This window comes from Rhodococcus sp. EPR-157 (genome assembly GCF_001647195.1).
Lineage (GTDB): Bacteria > Actinomycetota > Actinomycetes > Mycobacteriales > Mycobacteriaceae > Rhodococcoides.
In genome coordinates this window covers 1-20,379 of record NZ_LVCV01000381.1, presented here as the reverse complement: position 1 = coordinate 20,379, position 20,379 = coordinate 1, and the positions used below count along the sequence as shown (strand labels likewise).

At 61.9% G+C, this 20,379-nt stretch carries 20 protein-coding genes and 1 tRNA gene; 9 read left to right on the top strand and 12 right to left on the bottom strand.

Features of this window, described 5'->3' with window-relative positions; genetic code table 11:
* The first annotated feature begins 480 nt into the window (after positions 1 to 480).
* The 4 genes from A2J03_RS17395 to A2J03_RS17380 are packed head-to-tail and all read left to right on the top strand — an operon-like array spanning position 481 to position 2,970.
* Positions 481 to 723: a hypothetical protein gene (locus A2J03_RS17395; RefSeq protein WP_068376263.1), complete on the top strand. Its 243-nt coding sequence runs from the start codon at positions 481 to 483 to the stop codon at positions 721 to 723.
* A complete protein-coding gene (locus A2J03_RS17390; protein WP_231912576.1) occupies positions 720 to 1,379 on the top strand; it encodes a recombinase family protein in 660 nt (219 codons plus the stop codon). The genes A2J03_RS17395 and A2J03_RS17390 overlap by 4 nt, the downstream gene beginning before the upstream one ends.
* On the top strand, positions 1,379 to 1,573 hold the full coding sequence (locus tag A2J03_RS17385) for a hypothetical protein (RefSeq protein ID WP_068376259.1): 195 nt from the start codon (positions 1,379 to 1,381) through the stop codon (positions 1,571 to 1,573). Before A2J03_RS17390 ends, A2J03_RS17385 begins: the two co-directional genes overlap by 1 nt.
* Positions 1,573 to 2,970 (top strand): tyrosine-type recombinase/integrase, encoded by a 1,398-nt coding sequence (locus A2J03_RS17380; RefSeq protein ID WP_068376257.1) that lies wholly within the window; start codon positions 1,573 to 1,575, stop codon positions 2,968 to 2,970. The genes A2J03_RS17385 and A2J03_RS17380 overlap by 1 nt, the downstream gene beginning before the upstream one ends.
* On the opposite strand, the gene A2J03_RS17375 is transcribed toward A2J03_RS17380, so the two are convergent.
* From A2J03_RS17375 to A2J03_RS17360, 4 genes are all read right to left on the bottom strand, one after another.
* Positions 2,971 to 3,813, bottom strand: coding sequence for a hypothetical protein (locus A2J03_RS17375; RefSeq protein WP_068376255.1), 843 nt, complete (start codon positions 3,811 to 3,813; stop codon positions 2,971 to 2,973).
* The gene (locus A2J03_RS17370; protein ID WP_068376253.1) at positions 3,810 to 4,259 is read right to left on the bottom strand and encodes a hypothetical protein; all 450 of its coding nucleotides are present in this window, start codon (positions 4,257 to 4,259) and stop codon (positions 3,810 to 3,812) included. The genes A2J03_RS17375 and A2J03_RS17370 overlap by 4 nt, the downstream gene beginning before the upstream one ends.
* A 49-nt stretch (positions 4,260 to 4,308) precedes the next feature.
* The gene (locus tag A2J03_RS17365; protein ID WP_068376251.1) at positions 4,309 to 4,614 is read right to left on the bottom strand and encodes a hypothetical protein; all 306 of its coding nucleotides are present in this window, start codon (positions 4,612 to 4,614) and stop codon (positions 4,309 to 4,311) included.
* A gap of 149 nt (positions 4,615 to 4,763) precedes the next feature.
* Positions 4,764 to 4,840 (bottom strand) — tRNA-Leu (locus A2J03_RS17360).
* A 157-nt stretch (positions 4,841 to 4,997) separates the two neighbouring features.
* Between A2J03_RS17360 and A2J03_RS17355 the strand changes: the two genes are divergently transcribed.
* Together A2J03_RS17355 and A2J03_RS17350 are read left to right on the top strand one after the other, a co-directional pair.
* A complete protein-coding gene (locus A2J03_RS17355) occupies positions 4,998 to 5,615 on the top strand; it encodes an ANTAR domain-containing response regulator (protein ID WP_068376274.1) in 618 nt (205 codons plus the stop codon).
* A 168-nt stretch (positions 5,616 to 5,783) separates the two neighbouring features.
* Complete coding sequence (locus A2J03_RS17350) at positions 5,784 to 7,124, top strand: ABC transporter substrate-binding protein (RefSeq protein ID WP_068376248.1); 1,341 nt, start codon at positions 5,784 to 5,786, stop codon at positions 7,122 to 7,124.
* Between the two features lie 287 nt (positions 7,125 to 7,411).
* On the opposite strand, the gene A2J03_RS17345 is transcribed toward A2J03_RS17350, so the two are convergent.
* From A2J03_RS17345 to A2J03_RS17330, 4 genes are all read right to left on the bottom strand, one after another.
* The gene (locus tag A2J03_RS17345) at positions 7,412 to 8,221 is read right to left on the bottom strand and encodes an ABC transporter ATP-binding protein (RefSeq protein ID WP_068376246.1); all 810 of its coding nucleotides are present in this window, start codon (positions 8,219 to 8,221) and stop codon (positions 7,412 to 7,414) included.
* Positions 8,218 to 9,234, bottom strand: a complete 1,017-nt coding sequence (locus tag A2J03_RS17340; protein WP_068376244.1) for an ABC transporter ATP-binding protein — start codon at positions 9,232 to 9,234, stop codon at positions 8,218 to 8,220. The genes A2J03_RS17345 and A2J03_RS17340 overlap by 4 nt, the downstream gene beginning before the upstream one ends.
* Positions 9,235 to 9,322: 88 nt before the next feature.
* Positions 9,323 to 10,312, bottom strand: a complete 990-nt coding sequence (locus A2J03_RS17335; RefSeq protein WP_068376243.1) for a branched-chain amino acid ABC transporter permease — start codon at positions 10,310 to 10,312, stop codon at positions 9,323 to 9,325.
* A gap of 4 nt (positions 10,313 to 10,316) precedes the next feature.
* Positions 10,317 to 11,618 (bottom strand): branched-chain amino acid ABC transporter permease, encoded by a 1,302-nt coding sequence (locus A2J03_RS17330; RefSeq protein WP_068376241.1) that lies wholly within the window; start codon positions 11,616 to 11,618, stop codon positions 10,317 to 10,319.
* A gap of 295 nt (positions 11,619 to 11,913) precedes the next feature.
* Here A2J03_RS17330 and polA point away from each other — a divergent pair, with 295 nt between their 5' ends.
* The gene (gene polA, locus A2J03_RS17325; protein ID WP_068376239.1) at positions 11,914 to 14,655 is read left to right on the top strand and encodes a DNA polymerase I; all 2,742 of its coding nucleotides are present in this window, start codon (positions 11,914 to 11,916) and stop codon (positions 14,653 to 14,655) included.
* 66 nt (positions 14,656 to 14,721) lie between these two features.
* On the opposite strand, the gene trxA is transcribed toward polA, so the two are convergent.
* From trxA to A2J03_RS17310, 3 genes are all read right to left on the bottom strand, one after another.
* Positions 14,722 to 15,099, bottom strand: a complete 378-nt coding sequence (gene trxA, locus A2J03_RS17320; RefSeq protein ID WP_068376237.1) for a thioredoxin — start codon at positions 15,097 to 15,099, stop codon at positions 14,722 to 14,724.
* A gap of 68 nt (positions 15,100 to 15,167) precedes the next feature.
* Positions 15,168 to 16,166 (bottom strand): helix-turn-helix domain-containing protein, encoded by a 999-nt coding sequence (locus tag A2J03_RS17315; protein WP_068376271.1) that lies wholly within the window; start codon positions 16,164 to 16,166, stop codon positions 15,168 to 15,170.
* 206 nt (positions 16,167 to 16,372) lie between these two features.
* The gene (locus A2J03_RS17310; RefSeq protein ID WP_068376236.1) at positions 16,373 to 16,888 is read right to left on the bottom strand and encodes a 2'-5' RNA ligase family protein; all 516 of its coding nucleotides are present in this window, start codon (positions 16,886 to 16,888) and stop codon (positions 16,373 to 16,375) included.
* A gap of 20 nt (positions 16,889 to 16,908) precedes the next feature.
* Between A2J03_RS17310 and A2J03_RS17305 the strand changes: the two genes are divergently transcribed.
* Positions 16,909 to 17,997 (top strand): isocitrate/isopropylmalate dehydrogenase family protein, encoded by a 1,089-nt coding sequence (locus tag A2J03_RS17305; protein ID WP_068376270.1) that lies wholly within the window; start codon positions 16,909 to 16,911, stop codon positions 17,995 to 17,997.
* A 19-nt stretch (positions 17,998 to 18,016) separates the two neighbouring features.
* Here the strand turns inward: A2J03_RS17305 and A2J03_RS17300 are convergent, their stop codons facing one another.
* Complete coding sequence (locus tag A2J03_RS17300) at positions 18,017 to 18,802, bottom strand: class I SAM-dependent methyltransferase (RefSeq protein WP_442971367.1); 786 nt, start codon at positions 18,800 to 18,802, stop codon at positions 18,017 to 18,019.
* A gap of 368 nt (positions 18,803 to 19,170) precedes the next feature.
* Here A2J03_RS17300 and rpsA point away from each other — a divergent pair.
* Positions 19,171 to 20,379, top strand: a 1,209-nt coding sequence (gene rpsA / locus A2J03_RS17295; protein WP_068376266.1) for a 30S ribosomal protein S1, incomplete at its 3' end; no start/stop codon positions are given.

The window sequence follows — 20,379 nt, the reverse complement described above, 5'->3', positions numbered from 1 at the left end:
CGCTCACGCGTCTCGGCATCGAACTTCCTTGGTGCACCCATATCTGCATTCTCCTGGTGAGATCACAGTCTCCACCAGTCCCAGGACGGTTCACAGCCACGCCCAAAGCGCAACCCCCACAACCTAGTTTAGACACAGCTGAGCCCAACGTCAGTGGTTCAACAGGCACCGGCAGCGGCACCAACCTGCACGACAACGCTCAAAGCCCCAGCTCCGAAATGCGGGCGTCCGGTGTCGACGCGAACTACCCACCCATCGTGTCACTAGACCAGGCCCACCCCGACGACGAACCGCCCCGGCGCATCCGCACGAACGAACGCAACCGAGCAATCACGCCCAAGATGACCAACGGTCGCAAGAAGCGTAGACGTGAATAGTCTACTGTCGCAACCCAACTGAATTGTGAGCTGCGTCACTACAGCGTAAGTTGGGCGTTAGGCGCTTTCGGACGTTAACGCCTCAACGTGCAAGGGAGACAGCATGACTGAGTTCAGCGGAGGGTGCATCCCGCCGGGCCATGAGATATGGACTGCGTTCGTCGGGAAGCCCGGCGAGGGATGCAGTGAGGAGATTGACGTGTACGTGCCACGCGGTAGTAGCGATACCTACATTCGCGCAGCCGTGCAGGCCATCCTCGACGCCGACTACGTACCTGGCCTCAACATCATCGGCGTCACCGAGTTCACCGGGGCCACCATCTACACCGCAGGAGCGCAGCGATGAATGACGATCGCCCACTGATGCTGGGGTACGTGCGAGTGAGCACTGAGGAACAGACCGACAGCCGCCTCGGCTTGCAGGCGCAGGAGGCCGCACTCGTCGCGGAAGCAGACCGGCGAGGGTGGGCGCTCACGATCCTGCGCGATGAAGGGCTGAGCGGCAGTCAGGTGAACCCTGGTCTGCGGGATGCATTGGAGCAGTTGGCCGCTGGCCTTGCTGACGGGTTGGTCGTGACGAAACTGGACCGCATGAGCCGGTCGTTGTTGCACGCGGTGGAGATTATGGAGCGCGCTCGCAGGCAACAGTGGTCACTCGTGATGCTCGACATTCAGGTGGACACCACCACTGCCAGCGGCGAGGCTATGGCCAACATGCTGGCGACCTTCGCTCAGTTCGAGCGTCGCCTAATTGGCGAGCGCACCAAGGCCGCGCTCGCAGCGAAGAAGGCGCAGGGTGTTGCACTCGGTCGCCCACGACAGATGCCGACGGCAGTAGCGCGGCGGATCGTGGCGATGCGGACCACCGGCCAGACCTACGGCGCTATCGCGCGGACGCTCACCGACGAGCAGGTACTTAGTCCAGCGGGTCGCCCGATCTGGCACGAGAGCACCGTGCGTCGGTTCTGCAAGTCGGTGGAACTCGCCAAGGCCGACGCCTGATGGCCCGCGCAGTCCGCCCAATGCGCATGCGCGACGAGCGAGCCCGCCGTCAGGCTGCCGAGGACCAGCTCTTTGCCGAGACCGCCGGTAGCTACGCGGCTTTGCAGTACCGCGCCGACGACCCGCTCCGGCCGCTCGCCACACGCGGACCTGACTTCACACCCTTTACTGACGACGAACTCGAGGACTTCTGATGGCCTACATACGCGCGCACGACACGACGAATCGCCGTAACGGCAAGCCGGTCAAGCGCTACGAGGTTGTGTTCACCGAGCCCGTCCGTGACGAGATGGGCCTGCCGGTGCCGGTGGACCCGGCTAAGCCCACCGGCCGGAAGAAGACCCGCGCCCGGCAGGAGTCGTTCGCCACCCGCGAGGACGCCGAAGCCCGACGCGACGAGCTGAACGCAGCCCGGCACACGTTGGGCACGGCGTCCCTGGCGGAACAACGCAAAGCGGGCGACCTGCCGTTCGGGTTCTACGCGGACGGCTGGCTCAAGTCGATGGACGTGAAAGTTGCGAACGGGCGGCTGAAGGAGACGACGGCGGGGGAGTACCGCCGACTGCTGCGCTGCTACGCTCTCGACGATCTCGGCGGTCAGGCAATTGGGGGGATCACGCCCCGGCACTGTGAAAATTTTCTGGCTGATCTGGTGGGCAAGGGCATAGCGCCAAAGACGGTCGGGCATGCGTGGTCGGCGTTCAAACGGGTGATGAAGTACGCCCTACAACACGACGCCATCAAATCCAACCCGGCTGAGCGGGTGGAGTTCGGCGGTGGGCACGCCGTGGGTGACCGGGAGAAGTTCGAGCATCACCCGCTGACCGGCGAACAGGTGGGCCGGGTGGCCGCGCTGGTCGGAGAGCGCTACCCCGCCTACGAGCTCATGGTGTTGTTCCTGGCGTATTCGGGACTGCGGAGTGCCGAGTGCAGCGGCTTGGAAATTGCCGATCTGACGTTCACTACCGGGCCGAACGAGACGCGCTGCCAGGTGCAGGTTCGCAGAACCAAGGCACGACGCGGGGGATTGTGGATCGCCACCACGCCGAAGTCTCGTCGGAGCCGGCGGACGGTACCGCTCCCGCCCTGGCTGGCTGAGCGGATGCGCGCCTACGTGGCCGCGCACCCCCGTAGCGACGACATCGCAGCGCCGTTGTGGCCCAGCCGGGGCGTAGGTGGCAGCCGCGCAAAAGGTCAACGGGCCTTGGTACCCCTGGACTGGTCGGAGCCGGTGCATCTGAGCACGTTCTACGACACCATCCTCCGCCCCGCCTACGCGGAAGCGGGATTGCCCATCAGCGCACCTGCGACGGCCACCACGGCAGCCGTGCGCGGGGTTCGTCTGCACGATCTACGCCACACCTTCGCCACGATGCAGCTGATGGCCGGGGTGCATTTTCTACAGGTGAGTCGGTGGCTCGGCCACGGGCAGGCGTCGCTCACGCTCGACGTTTACGGCGACTGGATACCCGCCGAGGACGGCGGCGCGGGCAATCAATTGCCCGAACCGACGGCCCCGGCGTCGAGAGCACCGGCCGATCTAACGGAGACGTCGAACGTAATCCAGTTATTCGGGAGGAAGTCAGGTTAGTTAGAAGGGTGGCAGCACATCAAGCAGCTTTCTTGCCCACGCCCGTGTCTCTGCGTCCTCTTCCGGGATCAAGTTCTGGGCGCGTTCAATCTGTGAGTACTCAATAGGTCGATTACTCAAAACATTTCTTTCGATTATATCCATCAAAACTTCCGTAAATTTGGACGGAGAATCGCGGACTCTACTGATTTTTCTGCTTGCGGCTTCAGGTCGCAATAGGCGCTCAACTCGTTCGACCGTCTCACCGATCTGAGCAATCTCCTGCTGTTCAGGATTGCTAGATGCGCCGAGGGCCTGCCGGTTGACGGCATGAACTACGGGCGTCTCGACTGTGCGCCCTGCTGCCTGCTCAGCTTCGATATCCTTCGTCATTTCAGTGATTTGCGACCGTGCTGCTGCCGCGCTATCGAGATCCTTGTAGTCCAGAAAGACGGTACGATATTGCGCTACATCGAACGGGATCGATTCGCCATCTTGCATTAAGTGTATGAAAGGCTTTGCGAACGCATGCCGGATTGCAAGTTCATAAAACACGTTTGGGTTATGCCCGGTGAGGTCGGCGATTACGAGATCAGCCTCAATAAGCTGGTTCACGATCTGGGTAGTGATATTGCCAGACTTGTCGATTACGTCAGCACGTGTGGTCTCGTAGCCGAGAGGCGTAAGCGCCACGTCGATGATGTGCGTCTTAACCTGATTGCTAAATTTCCGAATCTCGCTATTGTTGTCCCCGATTGGGCAGACGATGAAGCAAGTCTTGCTTGGCGCATCGGCCTCGTCCTCGGTAAGAGTTAGTGTCGCTTCTTGAATCCCACCTGTGGTGGCGTCGCCTGCGGTGCTCATTCCTCGCCCTCCTCATCGGTGTCGGCAGCCCCTGCGGCCCAGATCGCAGCCATCTTTTCTCTCTGCTCGTGCACGTGCTTCTCGAACTCCCCGTCGGAAGTCGGGTTAACCAGCACCTGAAAGGTTGCCCACCACGGGAGGGACTCATCGACGCGAACCTCTATGTTGTCGGGGTTGTCCTCGTCGGCCCAGTGCAGCTCCTGTGGCAAGGTGAAGTGTCCCGACCACTGCGCATAACATTTGTTGCACAGGCAAATCCGCAAATCGCCGAGAAGTGGGTGCGGCGAGTCGTACGCACCTACGACCACCCATTCCTCGACAGGTTCTAGATCGCCGTCGGCTTCACTGGTGCGCGTGCAGACGGCGCATACTTCCATGTAGTTGCCGCTCGCTGCCAGCTCAAGGCGAGGTTCTTCAAGTTCGCCGATCAAGCTCTCCAGTGTCATGCACGGATAGTACCGAGCGGTTCCGACATCTCCTGGGTGTCGTGTCGCGTCACTTTGCTGGGATCGGCATTGTTGTGTGGCATTGCCAGCACTCAAATTGCGGCTGGGTGAGGTCAACGTTCTGTGCGGCGTTGCATCTGGTGCACGTGACCGCTCGCAGTCCGGCGGGCACAGGGGGCGTACCGCGCGGCGCAAGAACAGCCGCCAGTACTCCGATTGGACCCAGCAGGAATCCCAGCAGGATAAACCCGCCGCCGCTTCGATCCTTGTTGGAGGCGACCACGCCCGCGATCAAGCCGCAGATGAGCCAGATGAAGCCGAAGATGAACAAAATGCCAAGTGTCTCGTCGTCCATGCGCTATTCATACACAAGACTCCGCGGTCTTGTTGTTCCGCCGTCGATATTCCTGCGGCGGCTTTGCCCCATCGCGCCGGGGTAGAACCGGGGTGGTGCCAGCCGAATGTCAACCGGCGCAGGTCACATGGCCGGTACCTGCTGTGATGTGGTGCCCTCGGTGAGACTCGAACTCACACTGCACGGGTTTTGAATCCGTTTCCTCTGCCAATTGGGATACGAGGGCTGGCGTTGTCTTGCGGTTCACTACTTTAGAAGATGCGCCGAGTAGGCCCCGCACCGGTACCCTTCAAGTGCTTCGACGGCCCAGCGGAGTCTGCATGGGTTCGATGGGCATGCGAGGATTTCTGCTGGTCGAAGACTGTCGAAGGAGACTGGTACCTATGAATGCTCCTGTTGCGCAGGAGAGTGGCAAGCCCGCTCTGCGTGTCGTGGTGGCCGAGGACGAATCGCTCATCCGCCTGGACTTGGTCGAGATGCTGCGCGAAGAGGGCTACGAGGTGGTCGGTGAGGCCGCTGACGGTCAGCAGGCCGTGGATCTCGCGGTGGAGCTGCGTCCGGATTTGGTGATCATGGACGTCAAGATGCCGCGCCGCGACGGAATCGATGCGGCGTCCGAAATTGCCGAGAGGCGCATCGCGCCAGTGGTCATCCTGACGGCGTTCAGTCAGCGCGAGCTCGTGGAGAAGGCCCGAGACGCGGGTGCCATGGCGTACTTGGTGAAGCCGTTCTCGAAAGCGGATCTGATGCCGGCGGTCGAGCTCGCAGCGAGTCGATGTCCCGAGATCTCGTCGTTGGAGAACGAGATCGCGGATCTTCAGGAACGCTTGGAAACGCGCAAGCTCATCGAGCGTGCCAAGGGAAAGCTGATGGAGTCGCAGGCACTCACAGAGCCGCAGGCGTTCAAGTGGATTCAGCGCGCCGCGATGGATCGCCGGACAACGATGAAGGCGGTAGCGGAGGTCATCATCGAGACCCTCGACAAGCCTGCGGACGTGTGAGCGGTCCGCTCGAACGCTACGGCGATGTAAATCTTTGGGCTCACAGGTCACAGTCAGGTCACGAGGCGTCTTCTCGTCCATCGCAGATCGATTGGGACAGCTAGCGTCTGATCCACACATGGGGCGCATCACTGTGCACCATATTTAGATCGATCAAGGAGACCCTAGATGGCAAAACGGACCTATGTCCGCACGGCTGCGGTGCTGGGTGCTGCGTCATTGGCACTGTTCGGCTGTTCATCGAGCGATGATTCCAGCTCGGGTGACAGTTCCAGCACTGCCAGCGGTGAAAGTTCGGCAGCAGAAGAAACGACCGTCAGCACCGACTGCACGCCCGACCAGGCAACCGCAGGCGCAACACCGGTCACGACGCCTTTGGTAGTCGGAACACTTCTGCCGGCAACCGGCAGCCTTGCATTCCTCGGACCTCCCGAGGTCGCCGGTGTTCAGCTCGCAGTCGACGAAGTCAACGGATCGGGCGGCGTACTCGGTCAGCCCGTGCAGTTGATTCAGGGTGACTCGGGTGACACCACGACGGATACGGCCAACACCACCGTCGACCGGTTGCTCGCCGGTGGCGCCGACGTCATCGTCGGTGCGGCGTCGTCCTCGGTGTCGCTCAAGGTGATCGACAAGATCGCCAGCGCAGGCGTCGTTCAGATTTCGCCCGCCAACACCTCTGATCAGTTCGTCTGCTACCCGGACAAGGGCCAGTACTTCCGTACGGCTCCGACGGACGTCCTGCAGGCTCAGGCTCTGTCGCAGCTCATCGCAGAGGACGGCGCTCAGCGCGTGTCCATCCTCGCCCTGAACGATCCGTACGGAACCGGTTTGGCCACCAACACCGTCGAGAACCTCGAAGCTGCTGGTATTCCGTCCGACCAGATCCAGAAGATCATCTACGACCCCAACGCGCAGTCGTTCAACGCCGAGGTCGACGACGTGAAGAACTTCGCTCCCGACGCTGTGGCGATCATCGGCTTCGAGGAGTCGGCGAAGATCATCACGCGTATGCACGAGGTCGGCATCGGGCCGTCCGACGGCACCCTCGTCTACGGCGTCGACGGAAACATGGGCAACGCGCTCGGTGAGTCCGTTGCTGCAGGTCTGCTCGATACGATGCGCGGAACCACTCCGCTCACCGACGTCGGCACCGCCTTCCAGGACCGGCTCAAGACAGTCGATCCCGCTCTGGTCGACTTCAACTACGCCGGTGAGTCCTACGACGCGGTCGTAATTGCTGCTCTCGCCGCGGAACAGGCCAAGTCGACTGCAGGCACGGACATCGCTGCCAGCATCAACAGCGTCACCAAGGACGGCGAGAAGTGCACCACGTACGCACAGTGCCTTCCACTCGTCCAGGCCGGAACGGACATCGACTACGACGGCGTCACCGGTCAGCTGAACTTCAGCGACGCGGGTGAGCCGGCAACCGGTTCGTACGGCAACCTGGTCTTCGGACCTGACAACACCCTCACCACAGACGGATACATCGTCGTCGGAGAGTGATCGACCCGCAACACTGAACTGACGAAGCACCCCGGTCCGATCCGTCGGACCGGGGTGCTTCGTTTGTGCGCCCGGCGGTGTCGGTCGTGTGGGCGCGGGTGGTTTCAGGTGACCGAATGGGTCGTTCGCACACTCTGAGTGACCGAGACAGTCGTTCGCTCACGCGGAGACCGAATCAGACTGTGAGTCACTCCCACCCCTCCGGACGCCCGAAACCCCTGAATCGCGCCTGGACAGCACAGAACCCGGGCCACGGAGCTGGTCCCGGGTTCGTGAGCGAACGAAAGCTACTTCTTCTCTTTGCTTCCGGCGAGGGTGCCGAGGTACAGCTCGATCACCTTGGGGTCGTTCATCAGATTGGTACCGGTATCGGTGTACGCGTTCCTGCCTTGGTCGAGCACGTATCCGCGGTCGCAGATCTGCAGGCAGCGGCGTGCGTTCTGCTCGACCATGATGATGGAGACACCCGTCGCGTTGATCTTCTTGCAGCGGATGAACACTTCGTCCTGGAACATCGGAGACAGACCTGCCGACGGCTCGTCGAGTAGCAGCACGGACGGTTCCATCATCAGCGCGCGCCCCATGGCGACCATCTGGCGTTCACCGCCGGAGAGTGCACCCGCCTTGACTTTCTTGCGCTCACCGAGAAGTGGAAACAGCTCGCTGACGAACTCGAATCGCTCCGTGAACTTCTTCGGCCGCAGATAGATACCCATCTCGAGGTTCTCTTCGATGGTGAGCGACGGGAAGACGTTCTGCGTCTGCGGGACGTATCCGACTCCCTTGGTGACGAGCACATGTGCCTCGGCCGACGTGATGTTGTCCCCACGCAGCTTCACCGATCCCTCGCGGACCGGAATCAGTCCGAACAGGGTCTTGAGCAACGTCGACTTCCCGGCACCGTTGGGGCCGATGATGCCGACGATTTCACCGTCCTTCAGAAAGAAGTTGCACTCGTTCAGGATGTTGACGCCGGGAATGTAGCCCGCCACCAAGTTGTCCGCGCGGAGGAGTGCGCCTTCGGCGAGACGCGCGTGTTCGCCTGCTGTAGCGGCGAACTCCGCCGGGGTCAGTTTCGTTGTGCTCGGTTCGCTCATGAGCCGACTTCTTCCTTGGCGTGCTTACCTGGCGCAGGCGCGACGATGTCTGCCGGAGCCACGAATTCCGGCTCGGACAAGTTGCCGCCTGCTTCGAGTTCCTCGGCTTCGGCCTGCTCCAGTGCTTCGGCCAATTCGGCTGTCGCGCCGACCGGATTGCCATCCTCGTCGAACTCGAGCGCTTGGTCGTGGTGGCTGCCGAGATAGGCGTCGACGACGGCGCCGTTGTTCGACAGGTCCTCCGGGGTGGATTCGGCGATGACACTTCCCTGGGCCATGACGACGACCCAGTCGCTGATGTCACGGATGACGTCCATGTCGTGTTCGACGAACACCACCGTCATACCGTCGTCCCGCAATGACTTGATATGGCCCAGAAGGCTCTGTGTCAGAGCGGGATTGACGCCTGCCATCGGCTCGTCGAGCATGACGACTGCAGGATCGGTCATCAATGCACGCGCCATCTCCAGCAACTTACGCTGACCACCCGACATCGATCCTGCAAGGTCGTCTGCTTTGGTGTCGAGCTTGAACCTTTCGAGGAGTTGGTAGGCGCGTTCGGTGATCTCCTTCTCCTGCTTCTTCCACGTCCACGGCGCGAGCGTATTGAATATTCGCTCGCCGCGTTGGCCGGTGGCACCGAGTCGAACGTTGTCGAGCACCGTCAACTTCGACAACGCCTTGGTGAGCTGAAAAGTCCGAACGACGCCTTTGCGAGCGACCTGGTGGGGATGCATCTTGCCGAGTGACTGACCGTCCAGTGACCACGTCCCGGTGTCGGGTCGGTCGAAGCCGGTGAGCAGATTGAACAACGTCGTCTTGCCTGCACCGTTGGGGCCGATAAGCCCGGTGATGCAACCACGTTGGATTTCGAGGTGGGCGACGTCGACCGCCTTGAGGCCGCCGAAAGTACGGGACACCCCGTCGACGACGAGAGTCGGGTCCGGTTTGGGTGCGCCCGGTGTCTGCGGGACGGCGGCGAAAAGTGCCGATCGCTCTTCGGCGCTGAGCACTCGCTTGATGGCGTGCCCTTTCTTGGAACCAGGCCCTTTCTTGGAACCAGGCCCTGCTTGTGACGAACTAGGCCCTGCTGTTGACGAACTAGGCATTGAGCTGGACCTCTCGCTTGTTGCCGAGGATTCCTTGGGGTCTGAAGACCATCAGGACGGCGATGAGGATGCCAAGCAGTACGAATCGTGTTGCACCGACCTGCTGCTCGGTGAGATTCAACAGAGGGTCGGGACCGGAGATCGCCTGCCGGAGAAGGGCGTCGGGGATGGACAGCAGGAACCAGAACAGCATCGCACCGAGGACCGGTCCGAACACGGTCGCCGCGCCACCGAGGATGAGGGCGCCGAACGCGAAGAACGTCTGGGCCGTCGAATAGAAATCGGGGTTGATGGACTTGGTCTGCAGGGCGTTGAACACACCGCCCATGCCGCCGATGACGCCGCCGAGGACGAGTGCCTGCATCTTGTAGACGAAGACGTTCTTGCCCAGCGAGCGGGCAGCGTCCTCGTCTTCTCGAACCGCCTTGAGGACGCGGCCCCACGGACTGTGCGTGAGTAGGTAGATCAATCCGCAGAGGAGAAGGACGAGTGTCCAACCCACGACCATCGCCCACAGATCGTCACCGTAGAACTTGACGCCGATGAAGGCGTACTGCTTGCTGGAGTCGAACGGACTGAGCGAGGTGAACGGATCTGCGAAACCGAAGATTCCGTTCGTGGACTTGGTCACCGGATCCGTTGCGGTCGACCTGAAGACCAGTCTGAGTATCTCCGAGGCCGCGATGGTGACGATCGCGAGATAGTCGGCGCGTAGACGCAGTGTCGGGATGCCGAGTACGAGTGCGAGCAGACCGGCTGCGCCGAGGCCGACGAGAATGCCGAGCCACAGGGGCTGTTGGTAGGTGATGGTCATGATGCCGACGCCGTAGCCGCCGAGCAGTGCGAATCCGATCTGGCCGAAGTTGAGCAGACCGGCGTAGCCGAAGTGCAGATTCAGCCCGATGGCGAGCAATGCGTAGAAGATCGCCGACGGGCCGATCAGCTGGGCCAGTGAGACTTGGAGAGCTCCGAGGATATCCATCAGGTCACCCGATCCTTTGCCGCGAGCCGAGGATGCCCTGAGGCCTGACGACGAGGATGAGAATCAAGACGAGCAGTCCTCCGATGTATTTGAGATCGGGATTGATGATCATCGTGGACCACTGAACGAGGAGTCCGACGATAACGCAGCCGAGGAGTGCTCCGTATGCGGTTCCCAGCCCGCCCAGTGTGATTCCGGCGAACATGAGCAGAAGAAGTTTGAAACCCATCTCCCACTGGACTCGCCCACCGAGCTCGGAGAGTCCGAACAGGACACCGCCGAGAGCGGCGAGACCGCCACCCATGCACCAAACGAAGGTCACGACTCGTTCGACGTTGATACCGGACGATGCCGCTAGGTCGCGGTTGTCAGCGACCGCGCGCATCGCCTTGCCGATTCGCGTGCGTTGCAACATCAGTGCAACGGCGACGAGAACGACGATGCTGATGATGATGCAGGCGAGGTTGACGTTGGTGATGGCGAGAGGGCCCCACTCGTTCTGGGTCTGCGCCTGGTAATCGTCGAACGGTTCGGCGCGGTCCGAGAAGAAGATCAGGATCAGGTATCGAAGGGCGATTGCCAGACCGATCGATACGACGAGCTGAGCGATCAAGCCGGTCTTGCGTTTTCGGAGGGGTCGCCAGATGGCGGCGTTGTTCAACCATCCGATCGCGACTCCGACGATGATCGCGAGGATCGTGGCCGGGATCAGCTGAATGCCGAGACTGACGTTGAAGACCCATGCCGCGACGGCGCCGAGTGTGACGAGCTCTCCGTGTGCGAAGTTCGTCAGGCCGGTCGTGCCGAAGATCAGGCTCAGGCCGACGGCAGCGAGTGCGATGACGAGTCCGAAGCGCAAACCGTCGACGGTGGTTCGGAGGAACTCCTCGTAGAAGGGCACGTCGGTGGCTGTTCGAGCTTCACCGAACGAGAAGATGATGGTATTGGCCCGACCGGCTGCGACGTCGCGCTGTACTTCGCCCTGGACGCTGACGCCGTCCGGAAGTGTCTCTGCGTCGACTTCGAATGTATATGAGCCGGGCGATATTTCGAGTGTCCACCGGCCGCCTTCGACGGATGTGGTCCTGGCGACCTCCTCGCCCGACGCGTCGACCGCAACCACGTCGACATCGGCGAGGCGGTCACCGCCGTTGTTGAGGCTGCCACTCACCGACACCGCGTCGGTGGGAGGGGTAGCAGGTGATTCGGTAGTGGATGCTGCTGGCGGGGGAGTCGGGGTCGGTTCCTGCGCCAGCGCAGTTCCGCCGAACGCGACCGCTGCTATGGATCCTAGTAGCGCCAACATGAGGGTCTGTCTCAGTAAGCGAAGCGAGATTCGGTTGGTGGACCGAACTCGGATCTTTCTTCGGGTCCATCGAACATTTGGAGCCACGCACGTCCTCCGGACGGTTGTCGGGGTGAGCCCATGAGTGGGCTCGGCTGCTTGCAATTGTCGGACTCTAACCGTTGCAAGCGCACGAAATCGGCGTCTCGAATTTCCGGGAAGTATCATTTGTGTTTCGAACTCCGCGAGCAGGCGCGTTGCGGAAGATCTACATCCGCTTCGCCGGTGTCGGACCCTCTACATAGACTGGTCAACCGTGAGCCCCGCAATCGAAGCCAGTGCCGTACCCGCATCCTCGTCCGGTTCATCCACCGATGGCCCGCAGCCGACGTTGCTGCTGATAGACGGACACTCCATCGCGTTCCGCGCCTTCTTCGCGCTACCGGTGGACAACTTCAAGACGACGAGCGGTCAGTCGACCAACGCCGTCTACGGGTTCACGTCGATGCTCATCAACCTGCTGCGCGACGAGAAGCCGACGCACATCGCTGCGGCGTTCGACGTCTCGCGCCAAACGTTCCGTGCCGAGCGATTCCCGGATTACAAGGCCAACCGCAGCAAGACGCCCGACGAGTTCGCAGGCCAGGTCGACATCACGAAGGACGTCCTCGGAGCGATGGGTATCCCGGTCATGGCCGAGGCCGGGTTCGAGGCGGACGACATCATCGCAACGTTGGTGACCCAGGCGGAGGCGCTCGGCTATCGAGTGCTCGTCGTAACGGGTGACCGAGATTCGTTGCAGTTGGTCACCGAGAACGTCACGGTTCTCTACCCCAAGAAGGGGGTCTCGGAGCTCACCCGGTTCACGCCAGAAGAGGTCACCACCAAGTACGGTCTCTCACCTTCGCAGTACCCGGACTTCGCCGCGCTACGAGGCGACCCGAGCGACAATCTTCCAGGCATCCCTGGAGTCGGTGAGAAGACCGCGACCAAATGGATCATCGAATACGGCTCGCTCGAGGAACTCGTCAACAACGTCGACAAAGTCAAAGGCAAGGTCGGCGATGCATTGCGCGCCAATTTGTCCTCGGTCGTTCTCAACCGAGAACTCACCGAGATGGTGCGCGATGTCCCCCTGCCCTACACACCGGACCAGCTCGAGCTTGCGCCATGGGACCGGGAGAAGATTCACGCCCTGTTCGACGATCTCGAGTTCCGTGTGTTGCGTGACCGTCTCTTCGAGACTCTGTCGTCCGCGGAGCCGGAGGCCGAAGAGGGTTTCGACGTCAAGGGCGGCACCGTTCCTGTCGGGGAGTTGGCGGCATGGCTCAGCGCTCACGCGTCGACCGGTGAGCGTCACGGATTGTCCGTAGTCGGTCCGCGGCGGCCGTTCGACAGCGACGCCGTGTCCATCGCCATCGCGGCTTCCGACGGGGAGGGTGGGTTCGTCACCACAACCGATCTCGACGAATCCGACGAGAAGGCGTTGACTGCTTGGCTCGCGGATCCTGCACAGCCCAAGGCGTTGCACGAAGCGAAATGGGCTATCCACGCGCTTCGTGGACGCGGCTGGACATTGGGCGGTGTGACGAGTGACACCGCGCTCGCCGCTTATCTGGTCCGACCGGGGCAGCGGAGCTTCAACCTCGACGACCTGTCCTTGCGTTACCTCAAGCGTGAGCTGCGGGCCGAGGATTCGGTGGAGGGTCAGATGTCGCTACTCGACACCGAAGATGTTGCGGAGGCTGCCATTGCCGAAGGCGAAATCCTCCGTGCACAGGCCATTCTGGATCTCGCTGCCGCCCTTGACACCGAGCTGGAGAACATCGAATCCACGTCGTTGCTGTCGGACATGGAGCTGCCGTTGCTCTCGGTGCTCGCCGATCTGGAGGCGACCGGCATCGCCGTCGACCGCACCCATCTCGAGGAACTGCAGAGCGGGTTCGCCGATCAGGTCAGCGAGGCCGCGAACGCCGCGTACGAGGTCATCGGCAAGCAGATCAACCTCGGCTCGCCCAAGCAGCTCCAGGTCGTGCTCTTCGACGAGCTCGACATGCCGAAAACGAAGAAGACCAAAACCGGGTACACCACCGATGCCGACGCGCTGCAGGGCATGTTCGAGAAGACCGAGCACCCGTTCCTGAGATTCCTCCTCGATCACCGAGACGCGACGCGAATGAAGGTCACGGTCGACGGGTTGCTCAAGTCAGTCGCCGACGATGGTCGCATCCACACGACGTTCAATCAGACGGTCGCCGCTACGGGTCGGCTGTCGTCCACCGACCCGAACTTGCAGAACATCCCGGTCCGCAACGAGGCAGGCCGTCACATCAGGGACGGTTTCGTCGTCGGCGAGGGGTTCGACACGCTGCTCACCGCTGACTACAGCCAGATCGAAATGCGCATCATGGCGCACCTGTCCGGTGACGAGGGTCTGATCGAGGCGTTCAACACCGGCGAAGACCTGCACAGTTTCGTCGGTGCTCGTGCGTTCGGGGTCCCCATCGAAGAAGTCACTCCTGAGCTGCGCCGGCGAGTCAAAGCAATGTCGTACGGTCTCGCATACGGGTTGAGTGCCTTCGGGCTGGCTGCGCAGTTGAAGATCTCGACCGACGAAGCCAAGCAGCAAATGGAGGCGTATTTCTCGAGGTTCGGTGGAGTTCGCGACTATTTGCGGAACGCCGTCGAGGAGTCACGGAAAGTCGGCTACACGTCGACCCTGTACGGACGTCGTCGATACCTACCCGATCTCAACAGCGACAACCGCCAGCGCCGGGAGGTGGCCGAGCGTGCCGCACTGAACGCACCGATTCAGGGCACTGCGGCCGACATCATCAAGGTGGCAATGATCGATGTGCACCGCTCGCTGTCCGATTCGAAACTGCAGTCGCGCATGCTGCTTCAGGTGCACGACGAATTGGTGCTCGAAGTCGTCGAATCCGAACGTGAGCAGGTCGAAGCGCTGGTCCGCGAGAAGATGTCCTCTGCGATCGAGCTGTCGGTACCGCTCGAGGTCTCGGTAGGAACAGGCCGTAGCTGGGACAAGGCGGCGCACTAGCCTCCACCACGAACGAGGGACCGATCGCCAAGCGATCGGTCCCTCGTATTCGGTTGCTGCGCCTGACTACTCGGCGTCCGCACCGGCCTTCTGTTCTGCGAGCTGCTTGCGTACCTCATCCATGTCCAGTGCCTTGATCTGACCCACGAGGTCCTCCAACGCCGCCGCCGGCAATGCACCCGGCTGCGCGAATACGAGTACGCCTTCGCGGAAAGCCATGATCGTCGGGATCGACTGGATGTTCGCTGCCGCTGCGAGCCCTTGTTCTGCCTCGGTGTCGACCTTGGCGTGGACTACGTCCGGGTGCGACTCCGACGACTTCTCGAAGGTGGGCGCGAACTGGCGGCACGGCCCACACCACGACGCCCAGAAGTCGACCAGGACCACGTCGTTGCCGCCGACGATCTCGTCGAAGTTCTGCTGAGTCAAAGTCTGTGTTGCCACGCCTGCCCTTTCGTTGAACTGTTCTTCCTGCCCCTCTCAACGCACGACCGAGCTGGATTCTTCCCGGCTCATACAGGCTGCGGTGCAGCGCGGAATGTTCTTCGGTAGGAATTGGGCGTTGTGCAGCGCACTCGAACGAAGTGTTGGCGCATGACGGCCGCATTGCCGAAGCCGACACGCTCGGCGATGACGTCCATCGACAGATCCGAATTCTCCAACAGCTGCTGAGCAGCGAGTACTCGCTGGTCGTTGAGCCAACGGGCCGGTGTGGTTCCAGTCTCTGCCTGAAATCTCCGTGCAAAGGTCCGTGCGGACATGTTGACCTTGGCAGAGAGGGCCTGCACCGTCAGGTCCGAATCGAGATGCTCGGTCATCCAGTCGAGCAGCGGCGCGAGAGTGTCGACCTCGGGGGTCGGCAGGGGAGGGGTGACGAATTGCGCCTGACCACCATCGCGGTGTGGCGGCACGACCATCCGTCGAGCGATGCCGTTCGCGACGGTGCTGCCCTGTTCCTTGCGGACGATATGCAAGCACAGGTCGATTCCCGCCGCGGTCCCGGCGCTGGTGAGCACGTTGCCGTCGTCGACGTAGAGCACGTTGCGATCGACGTCGGCCAACGGGTACTCCGCCGCCAGACGATCCGAATGCCGCCAGTGGGTGGTGCAGCGACGACCATCGAGAAGGCCTGCCTTGCCGAGCAGGAAAGCGCCGTTGCACAGACTGGCCACCTTTGCGCCGCGATTCACGGCTGCGCGCAATTTGACCAACAGAGGCTCGATGGCGGCGTCGTAGTCGGTGCCGCACACGTAGCTGCCGTCGTCGGACGTCCGGGTTCCACCTGCCGGAATGACGATGAGATCGGCTTCGTCGAGTTGATCGAGGTCGTACGGCACGTCGATCGTGAACCCGAACCTCGACCTGATCGGTTCTGCAACACCCGCGACGAGAGAGAAGTCATAGGTGGGTAAACCTTCGTCGGATCGGTCGAATCCGAACACTTCGCACGCGACGCCCATCTCGAACTGTTCGGTCAACGGGAGCAGCGGTACGACTACACGTTTCAGCACCACACAAGTATGGCAGAAAATCGATGAACTATGTCATATCTGCCACTGTTGGTGTGGAACTGCTGGTTGCAGGCTTACGTGCATGACAATCATCCTTCTCATCCTGTTAGTTGTCGGCGCGATGTATCTCGCCTTGGCGGTCGGTCTTGCGCCCGACACTCACTCAGAGGTGTCTCAGTTCGGCGACTACCGCTTCTGACGCCGCGTCATCGAACGAGCCACTCACTCTTGCTCTCTCCATCCCATCTCCGCATTGCCGAGATGTCGCCGACGAGATCGGACGGGCACGCATGCAGACGAAGAAACGCTTCCGCAAGCTCCGCACGGGTGAGTTTGCGCGCCAGTGTGACGTGTGGTGTCCACTTTCCCGTCGAGGTGTGCGACCGATAGCCCTCGGCACTCGCGGCCAGCTGCGACACCCGACCATGCACCACCAGTAGCTCCTTGGACGGAACTACGAGACGCGCAAGCGTGGTCTGCTTGCCTCGGAAAACCACGAACGCACCGAGGCGCACGGGAAAGCGGACGTTCAAGAACTCATCGTCGATCCGTGAGTCGAGTTCATCGAATTCGTCCGCTACCGACAGTGTGATGTGCGGGCGATTCGACAACCCGGTGTGGCGCCCCTGGGACGGCAGATCGGCGTCGAGCAGCAGTTGCCACTCCCGACGAATGGCAGCATCGAGCGAATCATCGAGCAGTAATTCCAGAGACTGAACCATAGTGAGCCATGATGGCTGATATGGCCCACAGCGGAGCGAAGACGGTACGCATCGGATCGATGCTCGGCGATGGCATCGGACACGAAATAGTCCCCGCGACGATGCGGGTCGTCGAAGCCGCGATGGAAGGCGAGCAAGACCTTACCGTCGACTGGGTTGTACTGCCGCTGGGGCGCGAGGCGATCGAGTCCGACGGATGTCCTGCTCCGGACTCGACGATCGACGAATTGAGGTCGCTGGACACGTGGATTCTCGGCCCGCACGACAGCGCGTCGTATCCGGAGCCGTTTCGGTCGCAGCTCACTCCTGGCGGGGTGGTGCGGAAGACGTTCGACCTCTTCGCCAATGTTCGACCCGCCGCGACCCATCCCGGAGTCCGAGCGGTGTCGCCGAACATGGATCTGGTCGTGGTCCGGGAAAACACGGAGGGCTTCTACGCCGATCGCAACATGTTCCTCGGTAGTGGTGAATTCATGCCGACACCGGACGTCGCGCTTGCGGTCGGAGTCTTCACCCGCGCAGCGTGCGAGCGGATCGCCCGGGAAGCGTTCACGCAGGCCCGCAGTCGCCGCAAGCACGTGACGATCGTCCACAAGACCAACGTGCTGTCCATGACGACCGGCTTGTTTCGCGATGCGTGCAGAACAGTGGCCGAGGAGTTTCCCGACGTCAGGGTGGACGAGCAACATATCGACGCGTTGACCGCGCTTCTCGTTCGACGTGGCGAGGACTTCGACGTGATCGTCGCGGAGAACATGTTCGGAGACATACTGTCCGACCTGGCCGGCGAGTTGTCGGGCTCGCTCGGAATGGCGCCGTCCTTGAATTGTTCGGAGACGAAGGCCATGGCTCAGGCCGCCCATGGATCGGCGCCCGATATCGCCGGGAAGAACAGGGCCAACCCGACTGCATTGTTTCTATCCGCGGCGATGATGCTCGACTGGCTCGCCGAACACGACGGAGACACTCGTTTGGCGCGCTCGGCGCGACGCATCAGGCATGCGGTAGACGGGGCCCTCGAATCCGGAGTTGCTACTGCGGACCTCGGCGGACAGGCGTCGACGAGTGAGTTCGCCGAAACTGTTCTCGCGCGGACCCTCCGGGTCTGACCGATCCGACTTTCGTTTCCTACGTCAGAGGCTTTCGGGCGCTGAAGATCGCGGTACCGGGGAACAGCTGTCCGCGCAGTGGGCTCCACTGGCCCCATTCTCGATCGAGCCATTCGGGCCAATCAGGCTCGACGATGTCGCGAACCTCGAGCCCGGCTGCAACGATCTCGCGGACGCGGTCTCCGATCGTGCGGTGATGCTCGACGTACGTGGGGGTTCCGTCGGCGTCGAATTCGACATACGGGGTGCGATCGAAGTACGGGATGGAAGCGGTCAGTCCGATCGGTCCCGGATCGTCGGGAAAAATCCATCTCATGGGGTGATTGACCGCGAAGACCCACACACCCCCTGGACGGAGAACCCGGGCAACCTCGCGCATGACGCGTGCCGAGTCGGCCACGAACGGTACTGCGCCGAACGCCGAACATGCGATGTCGAAGCTGGCATCGGCGAACGGCAGGAACTCGGCGCTCGCCTGAACCAGAGGGACAGAGTCCCCGGCGGCGGCCATCGCGTCGACTCCCTTGCCGAGCATGCCCGCCGAGATGTCGAGCCCGACGGCGCGTGCTCCTTGGGTTCCGAGCCATCGTGCGCACGGCGCCGAACCGCAGCCGACCTCGAGGACGTCCTTGCCTGCGACGTCGCCGAGGAGGTGAACATCGCCCTCGTGCAGGCCTTCGGGGCACCACACGAACTCGCCCTTCTCGGATCCGACGCCGAGGAACTCACCGTGCGTGCGGTGGTATTCGTCGGCATCGGAGTCCCACCAGGAGCGGCTGGCGCGGTCGCTCGCTTGGGAGCCGATCCGGGCGCGCCCTGGTACAACGGAAGGCGATGAGCTGTCGGACGAGGGCGTGCTGTCGGTCACCGACGACACGTTAGTCGGCTTCGGTGGTTGTGCTGGTCGGGGATGGCAAGTCGCGTTTGCCCACCTGTGACCTGGTCGCGTACCCTGTTGGACGCGAGTGTGTTCATGCTGCGTTCGATCCTGGGGGATTTGTCCGTCCGGTCCGAATTCGCGGTGGGAACAAATTCGTTCTGAATGTGTTCTTTCGCTTCGTGGCCCTCGGTGTCTTTCGACACGGAAGGTTCGCGTGGTGTTCAGAACCGAGATCGACAGTCCGACCGAACATCCATCAACCGATACCCAACCCGTCCGGAGCAACTCAACACATGCCCTCAACCACAACCTCACCGCAGGTAGCCGTCAACGACATCGGCTCCGCAGAGGATTTTCTCGCCGCTATCGACGCCACGATCAAGTACTTCAACGATGGTGACATCGTCGAAGGAACCATCGTCAAGGTCGACCGCGACGAGGTTCTGCTCGACATCGGTTACAAGACCGAAGGCGTCATCCCTTCTCGTGAGCTCTCCATCAAGCACGACGTCGACCCCAATGAGGTCGTCTCCGTGGGCGATGAGGTCGAAGCTCTCGTTCTCACCAAAGAGGACAAAGAAGGCCGCTTGATCCTGTCCAAGAAGCGCGCACAGTACGAGCGCGCCTGGGGCACGATCGAGGAGCTCAAGGAGAAGGACGAGGCCGTCAAGGGCACCGTCATCGAGGTCGTCAAGGGTGGACTCATCCTCGACATCGGTCTCCGTGGCTTCCTTCCCGCGTCGCTCGTCGAAATGCGTCGTGTCCGCGACCTCCAGCCGTACGTCGGCAAGGAGATCGAGGCCAAGATCATCGAGCTCGACAAGAACCGCAACAACGTGGTCCTGTCGCGCCGTGCATGGCTCGAGCAGACGCAGTCCGAGGTCCGCAGCGAATTCCTGCACCAGCTGCAGAAGGGCCAGGTCCGCAAGGGCGTCGTGTCCTCCATCGTCAACTTCGGTGCCTTCGTGGACCTGGGTGGCGTCGACGGACTCGTACACGTCTCCGAGCTCTCCTGGAAGCACATCGATCACCCGTCCGAGGTTGTCGAGGTCGGCACCGAGGTCACCGTCGAGGTTCTCGACGTCGACCTGGATCGCGAGCGTGTTTCGCTGTCGCTCAAGGCAACTCAGGAAGATCCGTGGCGCCAGTTCGCTCGCACCCACGCGATCGGCCAGATCGTGCCCGGTAAGGTCACCAAGTTGGTTCCCTTCGGTGCGTTCGTGCGCGTCGAAGAGGGCATCGAGGGCCTCGTGCACATCTCCGAGCTGGCCGAGCGCCACGTGGAGGTTCCGGACCAGGTCGTGGGTGTCGGCGACGACGCACTCGTCAAGGTCATCGACATCGATCTCGAGCGTCGTCGTATCTCGCTGAGCCTCAAGCAGGCCAACGAGGACTACGCAGAAGAGTTCGATCCGTCCAAGTACGGAATGGCCGACTCGTACGACGAGGGTGGCAACTACATCTTCCCCGAGGGCTTCGACTCCGAGACCAACGAATGGCTC